Source organism: Gaetbulibacter aestuarii (genome assembly GCF_039537665.1).
GTDB classification, from domain to species: domain Bacteria; phylum Bacteroidota; class Bacteroidia; order Flavobacteriales; family Flavobacteriaceae; genus Gaetbulibacter_A; species Gaetbulibacter_A aestuarii.
This window is the reverse complement of sequence record NZ_BAABAY010000006.1, coordinates 135,796-152,928: the sequence shown is the minus strand read 5'-3', so window position 1 is coordinate 152,928 and position 17,133 is coordinate 135,796. Positions and strand designations below refer to the sequence as shown.

Here is a 17,133-nt window from a genome sequence, read left to right as displayed (position 1 = left end):
CTTATGAAAAAAGTATTGTTTATAGACCGCGATGGCACGCTGATTAAAGAACCGGAAGACGAGCAAATTGATAGCTTTGAAAAACTGGAATTCTATCCAAAAGTGTTTCAGTATTTAAGTAGGATTGCCAAAGAACTGGACTTCGATCTGGTTATGGTCACGAATCAAGATGGCTTAGGAACAGATGCATTTCCGGAAGATACCTTTTGGCCGGTGCACAATTTTATCATTTCGACTTTTGAAAAAGAAGGGATTTCGTTTTCTGAACAGATTATCGACAGAACTTTTGCTAAAGACAATGCGCCAACGCGTAAACCGAACACGGGTTTATTAAAGCACTATTTTTCTGAGGATTACGATTTGGAAAACTCGTATGTTATTGGTGATCGTTTAACGGATATTGAACTGGCAAAAAACCTTGGATGCAAAGGTATTTATATCAATAATGAAACCCATTTAGGGACAGATGAAGTCACTGTAGCACACGATGAGTTACAGGAATACATTGCTTTAGAAACCGCCGATTGGGATACAATTTATGGTTTTCTAAAGGCCGATGAACGTTCCGGTGGAATCATCAGAAACACGAATGAAACCAAAATTGCTATTCAGCTTAACTTAGATGGTACCGGAAAAAGTAATATTGATACCGGGATTGCTTTTTTCGACCATATGTTAGATCAACTTGCAAGACACGGTCAATTGGACTTAACGATCAAAGTGGATGGCGATCTGGACGTTGATGAACACCACACCATTGAGGATACCGCAATTGCCTTGGGCGAAGTGTTTAACAAGGTTTTAGGAAACAAATTGGGTATTGAACGCTACGGCTTTTGTTTACCCATGGATGATTGTCTGGCGCAGGTTGCCATTGATTTTGGAGGCAGAAACTGGTTGGTATGGGAGGCCGAATTTAAACGTGAAATGATCGGTAAGATGCCAACAGAAATGTTTTATCACTTTTTTAAATCCTTTACCGATGGTGCCAAATGCAATTTAAATATTAAAGCCGAAGGAACGAACGAACATCACAAGATTGAAGCGATTTTTAAAGCCTTTGCGAAGGCCATAAAAATGGCCGTGAAACGCGATATAGAAAAAATGATTTTGCCGTCAACGAAAGGCTTGCTCTAAAAAAACAAAATGAAACTTGTAATCATAAATTACGGTGCCGGAAACATTAAAAGTATTCAGTTTGCATTTAATCGACTGGGACTTGAAGCAGAATTATCGGATGATCCTGAGGTGATTCAGGCGGCTGATAAGCTGATTTTTCCTGGCGTGGGAGAGGCCAATAGTGCGATGACCATGTTAAAAAAAAGTGGCCTGGATCATCTTATTCCTGAACTAAAACAACCCGTTTTAGGGATTTGTCTGGGCATGCAGCTTATGTGTAATTATACTGAAGAAGGGAATACACAGGGTCTTGGCATTTTTCAAACGGAAGTAAAGCGTTTTTCAAAAGGCTTAAAAGTACCACAAATGGGCTGGAATGTTATTAAAGATCTAAAATCTGAGCTCTTCGAAGGCATTAAAGAGAACGAATACATGTATCTTGTGCACAGTTATTACGCTGAACACTGTCAGGAAACTATTGCAACCACGGATTACGGCGTTAATTATGCCTCGGCCTTAAAACATGAAAACTTTTACGGTGTGCAATTTCATCCCGAAAAAAGTAGTGTGGCCGGCGCCCGAATATTAGAGAACTTTTTGAAACTATAACATGAGAATTATACCCGCAATTGATATTATTGATGGCAAATGTGTCCGTTTAACAAAAGGAGACTACGGAACTAAGAAAGTATATAGTGAAAGTCCGTTAGACATTGCTAAAGCTTTTGAAGATGCCGGAATTCAGTATTTGCATGTTGTGGACCTTGATGGCGCCAAAGCGCAACATATTGTGAATTACAAGATTTTGGAACGCATTACCTCAAAAACAAGTTTAAAGATCGATTTCGGAGGAGGTTTAAAATCGAATGAAGATCTCCATATCGCTTTTAATTCCGGGGCCAAGCAAATTACAGGCGGAAGCATCGCCGTAAAAGATCCTGAAATGTTTGAAAGTTGGCTTAAAAAGTATGGTTCTTCAAAGATCATATTGGGAGCGGACACCAACAATAACAAAATTGCTATTTCCGGTTGGACCGAAGAAAGCAACAAAAAAGTGATTCCCTTTATTAAAGGGTATCAAAGAAAAGGTGTTCAGTATGTAATTTGTACAGATATTTCAAAAGATGGTATGCTGGAAGGACCTTCAACAGAGCTTTATAAAAATATAATTCAGGAGTGTTCCAATGCCAGTGCCGATCAATCTATAAAATTGATCGCCTCCGGGGGAATTTCATCTTTAGACGATCTGGACCAGGTGCGCGCCATTGGTTGTGAAGGCGTTATTATTGGTAAAGCTATTTATGAAAATAAAATCACTTTAAAAGATTTAGAACGATACAGTTAACATGTTAACAAAACGAATCATACCGTGTTTAGATATCAAGAATGGCCGCACCGTAAAAGGTGTTAATTTCGTGGATTTACGAGATGCCGGCGATCCCGTGGCTCTGGCAAAACAATATGCTGAAATGGGTGCAGATGAATTGGTTTTTCTGGATATTTCAGCTACGCTGGAAGGCCGCGCGACCACATTGGACATGGTTTTACATGTGGCCGAGCAGGTAAATATTCCTTTTACTGTGGGTGGCGGAATTTCAAGCATTGCTGATGTTGATGCCCTTTTAAAATGTGGTGCTGATAAGGTTTCCATAAATTCATCTGCGGTAAAACGACCGGAACTTGTAAATGAATTGGCCGATAAATTCGGAAGTCAGTGTGTCGTAGTTGCCATAGATGCTAAACAGATAGGAAACTCATGGAAGGTGCATTTAGCCGGAGGAAGTATTCCAACGGAAATAGATCTTTTTGAATGGGCTAAAGAGGTTGAGCAACGTGGGGCAGGTGAAATCTTATTCACTTCCATGGATCACGATGGTACTAAAAATGGCTTTGCGAATGAAGCCCTCGCAAAATTATCATCAGAATTGCATATCCCGATTATTGCGTCCGGAGGTGCCGGAACAGTGCAACACTTTGCCGACACTTTTAAGGAGGGAAAAGCGGATGCAGCCCTCGCGGCAAGTGTATTTCATTTTGGTGAAATTCCTATTCCGGAATTAAAAAAAGAATTAAAGAAACAAAATATAGAAGTTCGATTATGACCATTAAATATGACAAAAACGGACTCGTTCCGGCGATTATTCAGGATGCCAGTACAAAACAGGTCTTGATGCTTGGCTATATGAATGAAGAAGCATACCATAAAACGATAGACTCGAAATTGGTGACTTTTTTTAGTAGAAGTAAACAGCGACTCTGGACTAAAGGCGAAGAGAGTGGCAATGTGCTACATTTAGTTGATGTGAAAAATGATTGTGATAATGATACACTTTTAGTACGCGTAAACCCCGAGGGTCCAACGTGTCACACGGGTACAGACACTTGCTGGAGTGAAGAAAATAGATCGCAATTTGGTTTTTTCTCTGAATTGGAGCGCATTATTGATCAACGTGTAGCTTCAAAGGACACCGATAATTCTTATGTGGCTCGTTTATTTTCAAAAGGGATCAATAAAGTGGCTCAAAAAGTAGGTGAGGAAGCCGTAGAGACGGTTATAGAGGCTATGGATACCAATGATGAACTGTTCATTTATGAATCGGCAGATCTTTTATTTCACTACCTCATGCTATTGAAGGCGAAAGGCTTTTCATTAAAAGATATCGAAAACGAATTAAAATCGCGTCATAAATAAATTTGGAGAAGAAAGGCGCCACATATCAGTATCATTTAAAAGTTGAAAAACAACACCTTGACGATCTTAATCATGTGAACAATATGGTTTATATCCAATGGATTAATGATATTTCTGAAAAGCATTGGGACCTTATTACGAATCCGGAACTTGAAGAAAACTACTTTTGGGTGGTCTTACGCCATGAGGTTGATTATTTGGGTCAGGCCTTATTAGATGACGAATTAACCCTCAAAACAAATGTAGGGGAGACCGGTGGTGTGAAATCTGTTCGCGAGGTTTATATTTACAAAGGCGACACGCTTTTGGTTCAAGCTAAAACAACCTGGTGTCTGGTAAATCGAAAAACATTAAAACCACAGCGTATTGGCAACGATATCCTAGCCATTTTGTTTCCGGAAAACTAACGTTGTGAACGCTTTAATTTCGAAATGAAAAAACACTTTTATCTCATTACCATTCAATATTTAGGCTATCGCTTTCATGGCTGGCAAAAGCAGCCCGATGTTAAAACATTGCATTTGATGGTGGATAGAACGTTGAATTTCATTCTGGAAGGGAAGTGGTTTAAAAGTTTAAGTTCGGGTCGAACGGATGCCATGGTTTCTGCAGAAAACGCTGCCATAGAGTTATTCCTGGAAGAACCACTGGAGGACATGGAAGCTTTTTTAGAGCTGTTTAATTATAATTTACCTCAAGATATTCGGGCCCTTTCTATAAAAGAAGTGGATAAGGATTTCAATATCATTAATCATTCTAAAACTAAGGAATACCATTACCTTTTTACTTTCGGCCAAAAATGCCATCCTTTTTGTGCGCCCATCATGACCACTATTCTGGATGATCTGGATATATACATCATGAAACAAGGTGCAAAATTGTTCGAAGGGAAACATTATTTCAAATCCTATTGCTTTAAACCAACCGATAAAGGTATTTACGACCGAGAACTTTTACACTGTGAGATCACAGAGAATACGGAATATACTGCTAGTTTTTTTCCAAAAAAGAGCTACGTTTTAAAAGTAAAAGGCAAAGGCTTTATGCGGAACCAGATCCGTTTGATGATGGGAACCCTCATCGATTTGGGAAAAGGAAAGCTTACTTTAGAAGATATCGAGTACAGTTTGCTTCCCGGAAATTTCGTTAAGATGGAATACATCGCTCCGGCATCCGGGCTCATCCTCAAGGATATTAAATTTGAGGATTGAACCTTCTTTCTTAAAGGATTTTAACACTTATTTTTCGCTTTAACATGAATTTAATTAAATCCGTTTTAATTCCGTTAAAACCTGTTAAAACACTTGATTTTACAGGTATTTTGACGTATATTAATAATGAAATTAAAACGAAAATTAATTATAAAAATGAATTATTTAAAGATGAAAAATGAAGATGTACTCAACGTAGTAGTTGAACTGAATAAATTATTAGCAGATTACCATATTTACTATCAAAAATTGCGTAGTAATCATTGGAATGTTCTAGGAAAGAATTTTTTTGAATTGCATCCTAAGTTCGAAGAAATGTACAATGATGCAAAATTAAAGATTGATGAGATCGCAGAGCGTATTCTTACCCTACGATACCATCCTCAAAGTTTAATGAGCAATTATCTGGAAACAGCAAGTATTAAAGAGGTAGAGCCTCTAATGAGTGATACTGATATGGTAACTGAAACTTTAAATGATCACAAATTACTTTTAGAGCAGATGTATATAGTGATTAAAAAAGCGGAAGAAATCAACGATGAAGGTACCATTGATATGATGGGAGCCTACATAAGAGAACTCGAAAAAACGAGTTGGATGTTAAGTGCCTGGAATAAAAAACCAAATGAAACTTTACAATCCGAAGTTGCCGAGACAGTTAAAGCTACTTCTTAAAATACAATCAAGTTAGTTTAAAGTTGAAATTAATCCCGCATCGACCTCACAGGTCTTTGCGGGATTTCTTATTTTAAAAACAAGGTATGCCTGTTAACTTTTTGTATTTTTAAAGAAAAATTCAAATGAATCCCACAATACCTCAGGAAGTACTTTCCTTTTTAAATGAACTGGAAAAAAATAATAACCGCGATTGGTTCAACGAACGTAAATCAGAATTCAAAAGTTTAAAAAACGAAGTAAAGTTCTTCAGCAATGCTTTATTGACGGAACTTAATAAGCATGATAAAATTGAAAAGATGAAACTTTTCAGGATTTATCGCGATGTGCGTTTTTCAAAAAATAAAATGCCTTATAAAACACATATAGCAACGTCTTTCCGTCGGTTAAAACCTGAATTACGCGGTGGTTATTATGTGCATATTAAACCGAATAATGAAAGTTTTATCGCCACAGGCTTCTGGGACCCCAACAAAGACGATCTGATGCGCATCCGTAAGGAATTTGAATTAGACCATTCTGAAATTCGAGAGATTATCGAAGACAAAACCTTCAAATCAATCTGGGGAGCTATGGAGGGCGACGAAGTTAAAACGGCTCCAAGAGGTTTTGATAAAGATCATGAAGCCATAGATCTCATCAAAAAGAAACAATTTGTATTCACTAAAAATTTTACGGATAAAGAAGTCGTTCATCCGGACTTTTTAAACCAGGTAAATTCAGCTTTTATGGCCATACGACCATATTTCGACTATATGAGCGATGTGCTCACTACCGATCTTAATGGTGTATCCTTGTTGTAAAGTTTAAACAGCGGCTAAATAATCGGGTTTATCGAACAGTTGGATATTGCTAATAATACGCTCCTTGACCAAATTCATCATCCGTTTATTTAATGCCGAAGAATTTTTAATATACAAAGTGTATTCGTCTACCGTGAATTGCCCGATGATCATACCCTTCAGGGAGTTTCGGAATTTCATGTCCTTGTGAATGGCATTCTCGATGTAATCCAGTCTTTTTTCCATAGACAAACCATAAAAAACGGCTTTGTGTTTGTTAATATAGTTTCTAAAAACTATAACAACCAGATCGTTTTGTAGTTTAATAACAGGTCGCAACACGGCGTTCTGAAAATACTCATCCTCGCTCATGTTATCTGAAATGGTTGCTGAAGGAATCTCGGGGCGCATTTGGGATAAATTTAAATCTCGCTGAGTCATAATGTAGATTTTCAATAAAATTATAGATTTAAAAATCCAATATGGCTATTCGAATTTCTAATTATTAACCGGGTTATTAACAAGTCCTTTTTTCTTACCTTTAAAAAAAGTAAAAAATGATGCGATTTCACACCAGAAAATGGGTAAAACCAGAAGACTTAAATCCAAACGGAACGCTGTTTGGAGGACGATTATTAGAATGGATTGATGAGGAAGCTGCTCTGTATTCTATCATTCAACTCGAGAATGAACGGGTTGTAACCAAATACATGAGTGAAATCGATTTTAAAGCTTCGGCCAAACCCGGTGATATTGTCGAGATCGGTATTGAAGTCGTTAAATTTGGAACCGCTTCGATCACCTTAAGTTGTGAAGTTCGAAATAAGATGACACATCAAACCATCATTACAATTTCAAATATCGTTATGGTGAATATGGGTGAAGACGGTAAAGCCAAACCTCATGGAAAAACTGAGGTAGAATACGTTTCCAAACGCCTGGAATAGGCATTCTTTCTAAAATTTATTTTTTAGTTGACAATCGTAAAATATGGCGTTGTACAATTTTCATCAATCCTAGGAATCTATTGAAATAATAGAGATTTTAACTACAATCATTAAGGATTATATAAAAATGTTGAGCATCGTAGTATGAAACCTTGTTTGAAGGCTAAAAACGTTCCTTATTTTTTAAATTTGCAAGCTATACAAGCCAATAAATTAAAGGTAAATTAAATATAATTATATTTTTATGAGCAAGACATTGTTTGATAAAGTTTGGGACTCTCATGTGGTACGAAAAATTGATGGCGGACCTGATGTATTTTTTATAGATCGTCATTTTATTCACGAAGTAACCAGTCCGGTAGCTTTTTTAGGTCTTAAACAAAGAGGTTTAAGTGTGTTGTATCCTGAGCGCACCTTCGCGACGGCAGACCATAACACACCAACAATTAATCAACACCTACCAGTTGAAGATCCTTTATCTGCAAACCAATTAAAGGCTTTGGAAGACAATTCAAATGAATATGGCATTAGTCACTGGGGTCTGGGTCATGAAAAAAATGGTATCGTTCACGTGGTAGGACCAGAGAATGGTATAACATTTCCGGGTGCAACGATAGTTTGTGGTGATTCGCACACCTCTACGCATGGGGCATTTGGCGCTATTGCTTTTGGAATTGGAACCTCTGAGGTTGAAATGGTACTTTCTACGCAATGTATCATGCAACCAAAACCTAAAAAGATGCGCATTAATGTGAATGGTAAATTAGGTAAAGGAGTAACCCCAAAGGATGTGGCGCTTTATATTATTTCGCAATTGAGTACTTCCGGTGCTACCGGTTATTTTGTGGAATATGCCGGCGATGTATTTGAAAACATGACTATGGAAGGCCGAATGACAGTATGTAACCTTTCCATTGAAATGGGAGCACGAGGTGGTATGGTTGCCCCTGATGAAACGACATTTAATTACCTGAAAGATAAACCGCTTTCACCTAAAGGAGCGGCCTGGGATGAAGCTGTTGCCCACTGGAAAACCTTAAAAACAGATCTGGATGCTACGTTTGATAAAGAGATCACGTTTAATGCTGCCGATATTGAACCTATGATAACCTTTGGTACAAATCCGGGCATGGGCATCGGGATTTCTGAACACATTCCAACGGCGGATATTGGAAAAGGCAACGTAGAAACCTATAAAAAATCATTGGATTACATGGGCTACGACGAAGATGAAGCCATGTTAGGTAAGAAAGTAGATTATGTATTCCTGGGTAGCTGTACGAATGGTCGTATTGAAGATTTCAGAGCCTTTGCATCCATTGTAAAGGGTAAGAAAAAAGCAGGTAATGTAACGGCCTGGCTCGTTCCTGGTTCACACGAAGTGGAGAGCAAAATTAAAGAGGAAGGTATTTTGGATATTATTACGGAAGCCGGATTTAGCTTACGTCAACCGGGATGTTCCGCTTGTTTGGCTATGAATGATGATAAAATTCCAGCCGGAAAATATGCGGTAAGTACATCAAACAGAAACTTTGAAGGACGTCAGGGTCCCGGTGCCAGAACCATGCTTGCAAGTCCGCTTGTAGCAGCTGCAGCAGCAATTACCGGGGTGGTAACTGACCCGAGAGACTTACTTTAATCAAATAATTACAGAAAGAAATACACTATGGCTTACGATAAATTTAATGTTCTAACCAGCACAGCAGTACCATTACCCTTAGAGAACGTAGATACGGATCAGATTATACCGGCCCGCTTCTTAAAAGCTACGGAGCGTAAAGGTTTTGGAGATAATTTGTTTAGAGACTGGCGTTATAATAATGATGGTTCACCTAAGGAAAACTTCGTTTTGAATAATCCTGTTTACAGTGGAAAAATTCTTGTAGGTGGAAAGAACTTTGGTTCCGGTTCATCACGTGAACACGCCGCCTGGGCCGTTTATGATTATGGTTTCCGTTGTGTGGTATCTAGTTTCTTCGCTGATATCTTTAGAAACAACTGTTTGAATGTAGGGGTGTTACCTGTTCAGGTGAGTCCTGAGTTTGCAGAGCAACTTTTCGAAGAAATTTATAAAGATCCGAATACGAAAATTGAGGTAAACCTACCGGAAGAAACTATTACTATGCTTTCAACAGGAGCTAAAGAAACCTTTGAAATCAATAGTTACAAGAAGCAAAATATGCTTAACGGTTTTGACGATATCGATTATTTACAAAATATGAAAGGTGAAATAGAAGCATTTGCTGCCGAATTACCTATGTAACCATGAGTGCTAAAAGACGTATTGAAATAATGGATACGACACTTCGTGACGGTGAACAAACCTCCGGTGTGTCGTTTTCTGCTTCTGAAAAGTTAACCATAGCTAAATTACTTTTACAAGAGCTTAAGGTTAATCGCATTGAAATTGCGTCAGCACGAGTATCAGAAGGAGAGTTTCAAGCGGTTAAAGATATCACGGCATGGGCTTCTGAAAACGGCTTCATCGATGCTGTTGAAGTCCTCACTTTTGTAGATGGTGGTGTTTCCATAGAGTGGATGCTTGATGCCGGTGCCAAGGTTCAAAACCTACTCACAAAAGGTTCATTAAACCATTTAAAATACCAGCTCAAAAAGACTCCAGATCAGCACTTTAAGGATATCAAAGAAAACATTGCTTTAGCAAAAAGTAAAGGTATTGAAACGAATGTGTATTTGGAGGATTGGAGTAATGGCATGCGGAATTCCAAAGACTATGTTTTTGATTTTTTAAACTTTTTATCCGGTCAACCTGTGAAGCGTATCATGCTTCCGGATACCTTAGGGGTGTTAACTCCAAAAGAATCCTTTGATTTTATTAAGGAAATAAGAGACACTTTTCCTGATATTCACTTTGATTTTCATGCGCACAACGATTACGATTTAGGCGTTGCAAATGCTATTGAAGGCGTACGTGCCGGAGCCAATGGATTACATCTTACCGTAAACGGTATGGGTGAGCGTGCAGGGAATGCACCTATGGCCAGCACTATAGCTGTTTTAAATGACTTCCTTCCGGATGTTGAAATCACGGTGAATGAAAAAGGCCTTTTTGCAGTAAGCAAACTTGTTGAAACCTTTTCGGGAATATTCATTCCAGCGAATAAACCCATTATCGGGGCCAATGTATTCACCCAAACGGCCGGTATTCATGCTGATGGCGATAACAAAAAGAACCTTTATTTCAGTGATCTCATGCCGGAACGTTTTGGAAGAAAACGCCAATACGCTTTGGGTAAAGCCTCCGGAAAAGCTAACATTCAAAAGAATTTACAGGAATTAGGTTTAAAACTTAATGACGACGATATAAAGAAGGTCACCCAGCGGATTATCGAATTAGGCGATAAAAAACAGGTGGTTACCAAGGAGGATCTGCCCTATATCATTTCAGACGTTCTTGATCGTAATTATGAGGAAAAGGTTAAGGTGAGGTCTTATGTACTCACACATGCTAAAGGCTTGCGACCTTCAACGTCGGTTTCTGTTTGTATCAAAGGAAATTCCTTTGAGGAAAGTGCTCAGGGCGATGGTCAGTTTGATGCCTTTATGAATGCTGTAAAAACGATTTACAGAAAACAAAAAATGACCCTTCCGATGCTTATTGATTATGCCGTGCGTATCCCACCGGGAAGTAACTCGGATGCACTTTGTGAAACGATCATTACATGGAAAGCTGAAGATAAAGAATTTAAAACCCGTGGACTGGATTCCGATCAAACGGTCTCTGCGATCATCGCCACGGAAAAAATGCTAAACATAATTACAAATTAAAATAAATGAAATTTAATATAGCCCTTTTAGCCGGAGACGGCATAGGACCGGAAGTTATAGAACAAGCCGTGAAAGTAAGTGATGCTGTGGCCAAAAAATTCGGTCATGAGATCACCTGGAAACCTGCACTTACAGGTGCTGCGGCCATTGATGCTGTTGGAGAACCTTATCCTGACGAAACCCATGACGTATGCACCAGTTCTGATGCGGTGTTATTTGGCGCTATTGGTCATCCAAGATTCGATAACGACCCTTCAGCCAAAGTTCGTCCGGAGCAAGGCTTATTAAAAATGCGTAAAAAATTAGGGTTGTTCGCCAATGTGCGTCCAACCTTTACTTTTCCATCACTAATCGATAAATCACCTTTAAAGAAAGAGCGTATCGAAGGTACGGATCTCGTGTTTTTACGTGAATTGACCGGCGGGATTTATTTTGGAGATAAAGGACGTCGCGATGGTGGTGAAACGGCTTTTGATAATTGTGAATACACGCGAGATGAAGTAAAGCGTTTAGCTAAAAAAGGCTTTGAATTAGCCATGACACGCTCCAAAAAACTGTGCTGTGTAGATAAAGCTAATGTTTTAGAAACCTCTCGCTTATGGCGGGAAACAGTACAGGCTATGGAAAAGGATTATCCGGAAGTAACAGTAAGTTATGAATTTGTAGATGCTGTAGCCATGCGTTTGGTGCAATGGCCAAATAGTTATGATGTTCTAATCACTGAAAATCTGTTTGGAGACATATTAACGGATGAGGCTTCCGTAATATCCGGATCTATGGGATTGATGCCTTCAGCCTCGATGGGTGCGGATATTGCTTTATTTGAGCCGATACACGGGTCTTATCCCCAAGCCACAGGAAAAAATATTGCCAATCCTATGGCAACAGTATTATCTGCAGCCATGATGTTCGAAATGGCATTTAATCTTCCTGATGAAGGTAAAGCCATTCGTGACGCCGTAAATAAAGCGCTGGCGGAAGGCATAGTAACTGAAGATCTTGCAGACGGCGGACCTTCTTATGGTACTAAAGAAGTAGGGGACTGGCTCGCCGCGAATATTTAATAAAACAAAACAACATCAATACAAAAGGATGCTCATTTAAGCATCCTTTTTTTTGTATCTATTTTTTTGAATTCCATTCTTTAAAAGAACTACTGCTTGGCAATTCGAAGATTTCCAACTCAAAGTAGGGTAGAGCAGCTAGTAAGTGATCGAAAATATCAGCCATGATATACTCATAATTTTCCCAACGTTTATCGCTACTAAAAACATAAACTTCTAAAGGAATTCCCTGAGGTGTTGGCGCCAGCTGTCTGGCCATGATCATCATATCTTTATTTACCGCAGAATGATTATTTAAATACGTATCTATATATTTTCTAAACACGCCAATGTTGGTCAGGTTTCTACCGTTAATCAACAAACTCTTATCAATATGATGTTCTGTATTGTAGGCTTTAATATCCGCTTGTCGCGTATCAATATACTCCGATATCAGTTGGATCTTTTTAAGTTTTCGTACGGCTTCTTCCGTCAGGTATTTAATGCTTTCCTGCTTGATAATAATAGCGCGTTTAATACGACGTCCATCAGAATTTACCATGCCACGCCAGTTTTTGAAAGAATCTGAAATTAGAGCATAGGTTGGAATCGTGGTAATGGTCTTATCGAAATTCTGAACCTTAACCGTAGCTAAACTAATTTCAATAACATCGCCATCGGCACCATATTTTTCAAAAGTGATCCAATCGCCAATACGAACCATATCATTGATAGACACTTGAATACTGGCCACAAAACCAAGGATCGTATCACGAAACACCAAAATTACCACGGCAGAAATAGCACCTAAACCGGTAATAAAGTGTATGAAAGGAATTCCGGTAATGATAGCAATGGCCGACAAAATTCCACCAAGCCAGGCGAAGATCATAAACACCTGGATGTAACTATCAATAGGTTTATCCTTAAAACGTTCCAGTGTTTTCAGATAATCCTTTAACGTGTTTAAAACACTTCGAATCACCCAAAGTGTAAGCAGTATGGCAAAAACCTGTAAGGCTTTTTCCAGAATCGCTTCTGTATATGGAAAATCCGCAAATACTCCCGGAACAAAGGCTATTCCAATGAGCAAAGGAATGATATGTGCCATGTTTCGTGGCGCTTTATTTTTCACCAGAAGATCATCAAAATTGGTTTTAGAACGTTCAGCAAATTGTGAAAATGCACCTATTAAAATTTTTCTGATGATAAAATCAACAACAAAAATAATCACTAATAAAGCGATCAATAACAGGAACATATTGAGATAAATCGCAACAGTCTCTGAGATATCCATCTGAATTAAATAATCATAGATCCAGTGTTTCCAGGGGAATTCCGGTAGTGATGAATTTGTATTTTGAAGAAGTAGACTCATGAGTTCAGTTAAGCTTGAATGTATTTTTTATCAATATAAAACGTTCCAAACGGAATTATCGATGCTAATAGAACCGTAACAAAATCTTTTTTACCCCATTGGAAATCGGCTCTGATCATAAAGGCCAAAATCAAATATCCAATAAATAACAAGCCATGTGGCATGCCTAGAATTTTCACGTATTGTGGCTCACCTGCGATGTATTTCACCGGTGTTGCAATAAACAATAGCAAAATATAGGAAAGACCTTCAAGAAAGGCTACAATTCGAAATATATTACGGAATGAGAGCATGTTCTAAATTTTTTACAAAAGTACATTAGAAGTTCCGAAAGACCATATAAAATGATGTTTTGATGATAAATAAAAAATGGAAAAGTTTATTTTAAAGATGAAACATACCGCTGATGGATTTTCTACAATGCTTGTATGAAAATTTATTTATATTAGAGCGCCATCAACTAATAGCTATGAAAAAAATTATAATAACCCTCTTATGTGGTTTTATATGCTTTAATGTCCTACAAGCTCAAACTTTAATTTACGCCAAACAAGCAGGAAGCGATACTATGGATTCCATTCTGGATCAGGGGAATGATATTGTCATGGATCCTGCGGGAAATTCCTATGTTACGGGAATCATGTCCAATTGGACTACCGGCTCAGTATTTGGTGCAGGCGAAGCCAATGAAACTATTTTATATGCCAATGGCGCTTTTGTTGCGAAATATGATCCAACGGGATTGCTCCTTTGGGCCATTCAAATTGGAGACAATAATTTTGAAGTAGTAAGTAACGCGATTACCCTGGATCCTGCAGGTAATGTTTACATTACGGGTTATTTCCAATCGGAAATTACCTTTGATCCCGGATTACCAACCGCGCAAACCTTTACTGCCAATGGAAATTCCAGAGATATTTTCTTCGCTAAATTTGATACTTCAGGGCAATTTATTTGGGCAAAAACCTGGGGTGGTACAGGCGATGATGCATCTGGCGAAAATGATATTGAACTCGATAGCAATGGAAATATTTATCTGACAGGTGCTTTTAACGGCACTGTTGTTTTTGGTTCCGGTGAACCAAATGAGACCACCTTAAACGGAAATAATTCGGATATTTTTTTAGCGAAATATGATGCGAATGGCGCTTTAATCTGGGCAGTAAATGCCGGAGGAGCAAATAATGATTCCGGGAGAAACCTTGATTTAGATTCTAACGGAAACATCTATCTTACCGGGAATTTTTATAATGAAGCTACATTCGGTTTAAATCTCAATAATGAAACCTCACTCACCGGTTCAACAGAAGCCGGGTTTATTGCCAAATATGATAATGACGGAAATTTTCAATGGGCTCGAAGTCCATTTATTGGGTCTCCAAACACAAATATTGGAGTTGATATAAAGGTTCTGGATGATCAAAGAATTGTGTATTTGGGAACCTACACAAAAACCAATCAATTAACAGATTGTGTTTCAGTAGATTCAGATTCTGATGCTATAATTATGGCCCAGTATGATGCTAATGGTGAATATATTTGGAACACGACGTTTAAAAGTCAATTGAATTGTTATGGCTTAGCCATGGATATAGATTCTAATGGTTTCATTTACATTACGGGATTGTTTGCTCAAGATGCACTTTTAAATGAAGGCCTTTGTAATGAAACGACACTCGTGCAATATGCTCAGGGAAGTATGTTTTTAGCTGCTTACGATCAAAACGGACAATTTTTGAGTGCTACCAGTGTCCAAGGTACTGATTTTTCGATGGGTCGTGGGATCTCTGTAAACAATACAGGTACCATAGCCGTTACGGGATATTTCGATGGCGATACCACTTTCGGACCTTCTGAACCCAATGAAACAACATTAGTAGAAAATGGCGTTAATGAAATATTTGTTTCAAAATATCAATTAGATCTGAACAGCTTAACCGGGCAAACTTATGCAGGAGAGAGCAATTGTATTGAAGTTTGTGAAAATGCTGACCCCGTTGATCTATTTACTGCATTATTGAATAACCCTGATTCCGGAGGAGTCTGGACACCTGCTTTAAACAGCGGATCCGGAGTGTTTGATCCAAATACCGATACTTCGGGAGTTTATCGTTATTCCGTTTCTGAAGGTAATTGCATTAGTGATTATGCTGAAATTACAGTAGATATCAACGGCACCATAAACCCGGGAGAGAATGCTACGGTTAACATTTGTATTCAGGACGATCCTTTTGATCTAACCACAGCTTTAGGTGGCACTCCTGATGCAGGCGGCACCTGGACGCCAGCTTTGACGAGCGGAACCACTGTTTTTGACCCGGCTGTTGATACTTCAGGGATTTATACGTATTCGGTATCGAGTGCTTTTTGTGGTACTGCCTCGGCGGAACTCACTGTAAATGTAGTTCAGGCTATAAACGCAGGATCGGACGGTTCTGCATCACTTTGTGAAAATGATACCGCAGTAGATTTGTTTCGTTTTTTAAATGGAAATCCCAATTCCGGTGGAACATGGACACCTAATTTAACCAGTGGTTCAGGACTATTCGATCCTGCCGTTGATGCTTCCGGAATGTATACTTACACCGTTAGCAGCACCTGCGAAACCCTTTCTGCTGATGTTACTGTAACCGTGAACACGTTGCCCAATGCCGGACAGGATGCCAACGTACAAGTTTGTGAAACAGGTGATCCTATCGATCTATTTACCATACTCACAGGAACTCCGGATGCCGGCGGACAATGGTCTCCGGCACTTTCAGGAGAATCGGGAATGTTTGATCCCAAAATAGACAATCCCGGCGTTTACACGTATACGGTTACCAATGCCTGTAGTAGTTCCAGTGCCTCGGTTTCAGTTAATGTTACTGCTGCAACGCCAGTTACCGGTTATGACGTTTTGATCTCGGATTATAGCTCCAATAACCTTATTGAAATTGTTATGAACACTGATTTGGAGTATGAATTCGCATTAAACAACGGAACGTATCAATCATCACCTGTTTTTAGAAATTTAGGTGGTGGTGATTATATCATATCTATTCAGGAAAAAAATGGTTGCGGCGAGGTTCAAATTCCTGTTTCACTCATTGGATTCCCCAAATACTTCACCCCGAATAATGATGGCTTTAATGATACCTGGAAAATAATCGGGCAAACGGATAAGCGCTATTCGATATCCATTTATAATCGTTACGGAAAACTTTTAAAATCTCTTCCGGATAATGATTCTCGAGGTTGGGATGGAACCTATCGCGGTAAAAAACTCCCCTCAGACGACTATTGGTTCCGAATTGAATTTGAGGACGGTATGGTTCGTCAGGGACATTTTGCTTTAAAGCGGTAAAATGAATAAACTAATCTTTCTTTTTCCGAGTCTATAGAAAATTCAAATAGGAAATACGAAGGTCTTTGTGGTAGACGCGATCGTCTCTGAATAAGCGTCATTTTTTATTCTTCATAGCTCAAAACCAAAAGAATCCCCAAATCATTTTCTT

At 38.6% G+C, this 17,133-nt stretch carries 18 protein-coding genes; 15 read left to right on the top strand and 3 right to left on the bottom strand.

Annotated elements, in window-relative coordinates; translation table 11 throughout:
• The first annotated feature begins 3 nt into the window (after nucleotides 1-3).
• From hisB to ABD682_RS12520, 9 genes are all read left to right on the top strand, one after another.
• Entirely contained in the window at nucleotides 4-1,137 is a 1,134-nt protein-coding gene (gene hisB / locus ABD682_RS12560; RefSeq protein ID WP_344741822.1) for a bifunctional histidinol-phosphatase/imidazoleglycerol-phosphate dehydratase HisB, read from the top strand.
• 9 nt (nucleotides 1,138-1,146) lie between these two features.
• On the top strand, nucleotides 1,147-1,728 hold the full coding sequence (gene hisH / locus ABD682_RS12555) for an imidazole glycerol phosphate synthase subunit HisH (RefSeq protein ID WP_344741821.1): 582 nt from the start codon (nucleotides 1,147-1,149) through the stop codon (nucleotides 1,726-1,728).
• A 1-nt stretch (nucleotide 1,729) separates the two neighbouring features.
• A complete protein-coding gene (hisA, locus tag ABD682_RS12550) occupies nucleotides 1,730-2,464 on the top strand; it encodes a 1-(5-phosphoribosyl)-5-[(5-phosphoribosylamino)methylideneamino]imidazole-4-carboxamide isomerase (protein ID WP_344741820.1) in 735 nt (244 codons plus the stop codon).
• Between the two features lies 1 nt (nucleotide 2,465).
• Nucleotides 2,466-3,221 (top strand): imidazole glycerol phosphate synthase subunit HisF, encoded by a 756-nt coding sequence (hisF, locus tag ABD682_RS12545; RefSeq protein ID WP_344741819.1) that lies wholly within the window; start codon nucleotides 2,466-2,468, stop codon nucleotides 3,219-3,221.
• Complete coding sequence (hisIE, locus tag ABD682_RS12540) at nucleotides 3,218-3,811, top strand: bifunctional phosphoribosyl-AMP cyclohydrolase/phosphoribosyl-ATP diphosphatase HisIE (protein WP_344741818.1); 594 nt, start codon at nucleotides 3,218-3,220, stop codon at nucleotides 3,809-3,811. The genes hisF and hisIE overlap by 4 nt, the downstream gene beginning before the upstream one ends.
• A 2-nt stretch (nucleotides 3,812-3,813) precedes the next feature.
• Nucleotides 3,814-4,218 (top strand): acyl-CoA thioesterase, encoded by a 405-nt coding sequence (locus ABD682_RS12535; RefSeq protein WP_344741816.1) that lies wholly within the window; start codon nucleotides 3,814-3,816, stop codon nucleotides 4,216-4,218.
• A gap of 24 nt (nucleotides 4,219-4,242) precedes the next feature.
• Nucleotides 4,243-5,022, top strand: coding sequence for a tRNA pseudouridine synthase A (locus ABD682_RS12530; protein ID WP_344741815.1), 780 nt, complete (start codon nucleotides 4,243-4,245; stop codon nucleotides 5,020-5,022).
• A 156-nt stretch (nucleotides 5,023-5,178) separates the two neighbouring features.
• Nucleotides 5,179-5,697, top strand: coding sequence for a Dps family protein (locus ABD682_RS12525; protein WP_344741814.1), 519 nt, complete (start codon nucleotides 5,179-5,181; stop codon nucleotides 5,695-5,697).
• Between the two features lie 125 nt (nucleotides 5,698-5,822).
• Nucleotides 5,823-6,500: a DUF2461 domain-containing protein gene (locus ABD682_RS12520; protein WP_344741812.1), complete on the top strand. Its 678-nt coding sequence runs from the start codon at nucleotides 5,823-5,825 to the stop codon at nucleotides 6,498-6,500.
• A gap of 3 nt (nucleotides 6,501-6,503) precedes the next feature.
• Here ABD682_RS12520 and ABD682_RS12515 read toward each other — a convergent pair whose 3' ends face one another.
• Nucleotides 6,504-6,920: a glyoxalase gene (locus ABD682_RS12515; RefSeq protein ID WP_344741811.1), complete on the bottom strand. Its 417-nt coding sequence runs from the start codon at nucleotides 6,918-6,920 to the stop codon at nucleotides 6,504-6,506.
• 119 nt (nucleotides 6,921-7,039) lie between these two features.
• Here ABD682_RS12515 and ABD682_RS12510 point away from each other — a divergent pair, with 119 nt between their 5' ends.
• From ABD682_RS12510 to leuB, 5 genes are all read left to right on the top strand, one after another.
• Nucleotides 7,040-7,426, top strand: coding sequence for an acyl-CoA thioesterase (locus ABD682_RS12510; protein WP_344741986.1), 387 nt, complete (start codon nucleotides 7,040-7,042; stop codon nucleotides 7,424-7,426).
• 244 nt (nucleotides 7,427-7,670) lie between these two features.
• Nucleotides 7,671-9,065 carry a 3-isopropylmalate dehydratase large subunit gene (gene leuC / locus ABD682_RS12505; protein WP_344741810.1) on the top strand — a complete coding sequence of 465 codons (1,395 nt, stop codon included), beginning with the start codon at nucleotides 7,671-7,673 and terminating at the stop codon, nucleotides 9,063-9,065.
• Between the two features lie 27 nt (nucleotides 9,066-9,092).
• Nucleotides 9,093-9,689: a 3-isopropylmalate dehydratase small subunit gene (leuD, locus tag ABD682_RS12500; protein ID WP_344741809.1), complete on the top strand. Its 597-nt coding sequence runs from the start codon at nucleotides 9,093-9,095 to the stop codon at nucleotides 9,687-9,689.
• Between the two features lie 2 nt (nucleotides 9,690-9,691).
• Nucleotides 9,692-11,215: an alpha-isopropylmalate synthase regulatory domain-containing protein gene (locus ABD682_RS12495; protein WP_344741808.1), complete on the top strand. Its 1,524-nt coding sequence runs from the start codon at nucleotides 9,692-9,694 to the stop codon at nucleotides 11,213-11,215.
• A 5-nt stretch (nucleotides 11,216-11,220) separates the two neighbouring features.
• The gene (gene leuB / locus ABD682_RS12490; RefSeq protein ID WP_344741807.1) at nucleotides 11,221-12,279 is read left to right on the top strand and encodes a 3-isopropylmalate dehydrogenase; all 1,059 of its coding nucleotides are present in this window, start codon (nucleotides 11,221-11,223) and stop codon (nucleotides 12,277-12,279) included.
• Nucleotides 12,280-12,337: 58 nt separating this feature from the next.
• Here leuB and ABD682_RS12485 read toward each other — a convergent pair whose 3' ends face one another.
• Complete coding sequence (locus ABD682_RS12485; protein ID WP_344741805.1) at nucleotides 12,338-13,636, bottom strand: mechanosensitive ion channel family protein; 1,299 nt, start codon at nucleotides 13,634-13,636, stop codon at nucleotides 12,338-12,340.
• Between the two features lie 8 nt (nucleotides 13,637-13,644).
• Nucleotides 13,645-13,929: a DUF3817 domain-containing protein gene (locus ABD682_RS12480; protein ID WP_344741804.1), complete on the bottom strand. Its 285-nt coding sequence runs from the start codon at nucleotides 13,927-13,929 to the stop codon at nucleotides 13,645-13,647.
• Between the two features lie 176 nt (nucleotides 13,930-14,105).
• On the opposite strand from ABD682_RS12480, the gene ABD682_RS12475 reads away from it, so the two are divergent.
• Nucleotides 14,106-16,982 (top strand): T9SS type B sorting domain-containing protein, encoded by a 2,877-nt coding sequence (locus tag ABD682_RS12475; protein WP_344741802.1) that lies wholly within the window; start codon nucleotides 14,106-14,108, stop codon nucleotides 16,980-16,982.
• The last annotated feature ends 151 nt before the right edge of the window (nucleotides 16,983-17,133 follow it).